This window comes from Streptomyces sp. NPDC008238, from assembly GCF_042956445.1.
Classification (GTDB): Bacteria; Actinomycetota; Actinomycetes; order Streptomycetales; family Streptomycetaceae; genus Actinacidiphila.
Window position 1 is genome coordinate 1 of sequence record NZ_JBIBGK010000072.1, and the last position, 3185, is coordinate 3185.

Sequence of the window (3185 nt, forward strand, 5' to 3'; positions counted from 1 at the left end):
GCACGACGGCGCAGCTCAAGCGGGTACTGGGAAGGACGTGCCATGACTCGATCCTCTCAAACAATCGAGTCCCCACCGAACCCGGAACGGTTCAAGCACCCTGCTGGTGCCGCTTTGGAGTACCTGCCACATCACCGCCTCGATCGCTTCGGTTTCAAATCCGGGCTGCGCTTCGCTCAGACGCCGTCCGAGTCGTCGTTCACGGGGGATACCGTCGTGGCTCTCCATGGTGTCGTTTACCCAAGTGCACCGCAGCTGCCGGTCGCGGACGACGATGCCTATCGGAGCGCGGGTCAGAAGCGACTCCCGCATCGACCCGTTCGTTGCGGCCCCTCGGGCGAGCGTGCCGATGTCGGTCACCGATACAAGCCACCGGACGGTTCCGTCCGCCCCACGCAACATTGAAACCCGCCGGCTGACGTTGAGTAGCTGGCCGTTACGGTCGCGTACCGTTGTCGTGCCAGACCATCCGTTGTGGGCACGGCAGCGTTCGACGTATGCAGAGATCGTCGGTGCTTCGTCGGACGGCGGCACGACCAGTGCAGCGGACCGACCTACCACGTCCTCGGGGGCGTATCCGACGAGCCGCTCGGCGGCCTGCGTCCATCCGATCACCGTTCCGTGATCGTCGAGCATCGCAATTGCGGAGTCGGTTATCTCGCAAGTGTCCATCTGCTTACTCACTGTCGCTGCACCGGTAGCGGTCATCGAAGCTGGCCCCTTCGACAGGTGACGTACGGGTTTGGACCGCTGTTGCACCGATGGAGCAGACGCAACCTGCAGCCCGCGCTCGATCCCTACACGGGTAGGACCGATTCGCGCCTTTCGGGGCATTGACCGAATAAAGGGTTAATTTGTGACGATATGAGGCGAGTGAACTTATGGAACGCCAAGATCGTGATTGGCGCGAGCACACCGGCTGGAACGCGTTCTGGGTTCTCGCAGATGGGCCACCGCCCTGTCCCGCCTGACTCCTGGACCACCGCGGGTTCCCCACACAGCCCTGGGCGAGGCTGCCGCGACCGGACCAGGCCGTCCGGCTGATCGACGGGCCTTGACTGCTAGGGACGAGCGACGGCCATCACCCACGTACCGACGTCGAAGGCCACCCCCGTCCGTGGCCGCCTCTCGCGGCTGTACAGGCAGCAACAAACCGGCGCCGGAAGTCCGAGGTTCCCCGTAAGCCCTCATGTCACTGCTCGGGCTCGGGCGACAGGGCTGCCGCCTGGAGATCACCGTCGGCAGACGCCCGCCGCCCAACCGACTCCTCCTAGGCCGGGCTCGTCTCCACGGGAGGGCATGACGCGACCGGTTGCTCATCGATGAACGTGACGGTTTCCTCCAGCGGGGCACGGCCTGTACGGCCGTCGTCCACCGTGGCGTCCTCGAACCCGATCGACATGCCACAGAAGAGGATGAGGCCCTCCGGGGGTGAGGTGATCTCCGCAACGGTTCTGTGGAACTTCGCCCATGCCATCTGTGTGCAGCTGTGCAGCCCCTCAGCACGGAGCAGCAGCATGACGGTCTGCAGATACATGCCAACGTCGGACCATTGCGGCCGACCCATGTCGCGGTCGATGTAGCAGAACAAAGCCGCGGGCGCGCCGAAGCAATCCCAGTTCGCGGCGGCGGCCCGCTGTCGTGCTTCCAGGTCCTCACGCGGGATACCGAGTGCGCCGTAGCGCTGCTCGCCGAAGGCGGACCGGCGCTCGCAATACGGAGACTTCAACTGTGGCGGGTACTGCTCGTACTCCGGCTCGTCCCAGGGGTCTCCTGAGGTCAGGCGCTCACCGGCGCGCTTCTTCAGGTCGCCCAGCGGCCCGCCGGTCAGTACGTAGGCGTGCCACGGCTGCAGGTTTGATGCCGATGGCGCCCAGGCTGCGGCGGAAAGCACACGCTCCAGCACCTCCCCTGGGACCTGCTTGTCAGTGAATGCACGCACTGCATGTCGGCTCGTGACCGCCTCATAGACGTCCATGGACGCGTGTCTCCCTGGTCAACGTGTGGACGACGTCGTTACTAACGCCACTGTATTGTCCAAGATGGTATCGCTCAATACTTTCTTGTGTTTGACTGTTGCCACACGCGATCCTTCGGCCCCGCTCGGGCCGCCGTCCTTGGAGATAGTCCATGGCCACGCTGTTGCACATCGACTCGTCCGTCTTCCCTGAGGAAGCATCTTCATCCCGTTCGGTAGCAACCGCCTTCCGCAAGGTCTGGCAGGAGCAGGACCCGCAAGGCACGGTGATCTACCGTGACCTCGCCGCCGACCCGATCCCCCACATCACCGCGGTGGCTTGGTCCGCCGGCTACGCGGCCCCGTCCGAGCACACCGCGGAGCAGGCAGCGGCGTTCGCCGCGCGTGTGGAGCTCATCGAGGAACTGGAGCAGGCGGACGCCATCCTGCTGGGTGCTCCCATGTACAACTTCTCGATCCCGTCGACTCTCAAGGCGTGGCTGGACAGCGTGATCATGCCTGGCCGCACCTCGGGCGAGACCCCTTCCACAAAGGGAACGCCGATCGTCGTCGTCGCCAGCCGCGGCGGCTCCTACGCGCCAGGGACCCCGCGCGAGGGCTACGACTTCGTGCAGAACTACCTGGAAGCCGCCCTCACGGGCAATCTCGGCCTGGACGTCGACTTCATCGTTCCCGAACTCACCATGGCGTCCCGCAACCCGGCCATGTCCGGGCTGATCCCCCTCTTCGAGGCCTCGCGCGAGCGTGCCTTCGAGGATGCGGCCGTCAAGGCCAAGGAACTCACGGAGCGCCTCACCGCGTGATCTGCAGAGGCGCCGTATGACACCTGGGCCCGGGGATGTCATACGGCGCCTCTGCGCCCTGCACGTCCAGCACAGAAGCGCTCCCCACCTGCGCCTTACGACCAGCGGGAAAGAGCTGTTCGATCCGCCGGCGCGACGATGCCGCACCCAGGGCACGCTGTCGGCGACGGTTGAAATGAGGTTCTGGATCACTTTCCGTGCTGGGGCCTAGGGTCACCGAAACCGCGATCATGAACGGCCATGGGTGATGTGGTCCTGGCCGGCCTGTGGTGCCACCAGGTCGGGGGTGTGCTGATCGAAGACGCGCTACTGGACGGCGAGTTCGTGATCGTACGGGCTCGCGCTGTCGCGGACCAGGCGGGGTGTCCTGGCTGCGGTGTGGCATCGAGCCGTGTGCACAGTGG

Annotated in this window: 3 protein-coding genes; 1 reads left to right on the top strand and 2 read right to left on the bottom strand. The window is 65.2% G+C overall.

All coding sequences use genetic code 11. The features are described from left to right. Positions 1 to 15 precede the first annotated feature (15 nt). Both ACFZAU_RS41735 and ACFZAU_RS41740 read right to left on the bottom strand, forming a co-directional pair. The gene (locus tag ACFZAU_RS41735) at positions 16 to 708 is read right to left on the bottom strand and encodes a PAS domain-containing protein (RefSeq protein ID WP_500556593.1); all 693 of its coding nucleotides are present in this window, start codon (positions 706 to 708) and stop codon (positions 16 to 18) included. 562 nt (positions 709 to 1270) lie between these two features. Next, complete coding sequence (locus tag ACFZAU_RS41740; RefSeq protein ID WP_500556594.1) at positions 1271 to 1978, bottom strand: nitroreductase; 708 nt, start codon at positions 1976 to 1978, stop codon at positions 1271 to 1273. A gap of 152 nt (positions 1979 to 2130) precedes the next feature. Here ACFZAU_RS41740 and ACFZAU_RS41745 point away from each other — a divergent pair, with 152 nt between their 5' ends. Continuing rightward, positions 2131 to 2781, top strand: a complete 651-nt coding sequence (locus ACFZAU_RS41745) for an FMN-dependent NADH-azoreductase (protein WP_500556595.1) — start codon at positions 2131 to 2133, stop codon at positions 2779 to 2781. The last annotated feature ends 404 nt before the right edge of the window (positions 2782 to 3185 follow it).

Bases quoted from the DNA above. Each gene is read 5' to 3' on its own strand.
- ACFZAU_RS41735 (WP_500556593.1), bottom strand. From the start codon at position 708: ATGACCGCTACCGGTGCAGCGACAGTGAGTAAGCAGATGGACACTTGC.
- ACFZAU_RS41740 (WP_500556594.1), bottom strand. From the start codon at position 1,978: ATGGACGTCTATGAGGCGGTCACGAGCCGACATGCAGTGCGTGCATTC.
- ACFZAU_RS41745 (WP_500556595.1), top strand. From the start codon at position 2,131: ATGGCCACGCTGTTGCACATCGACTCGTCCGTCTTCCCTGAGGAAGCA.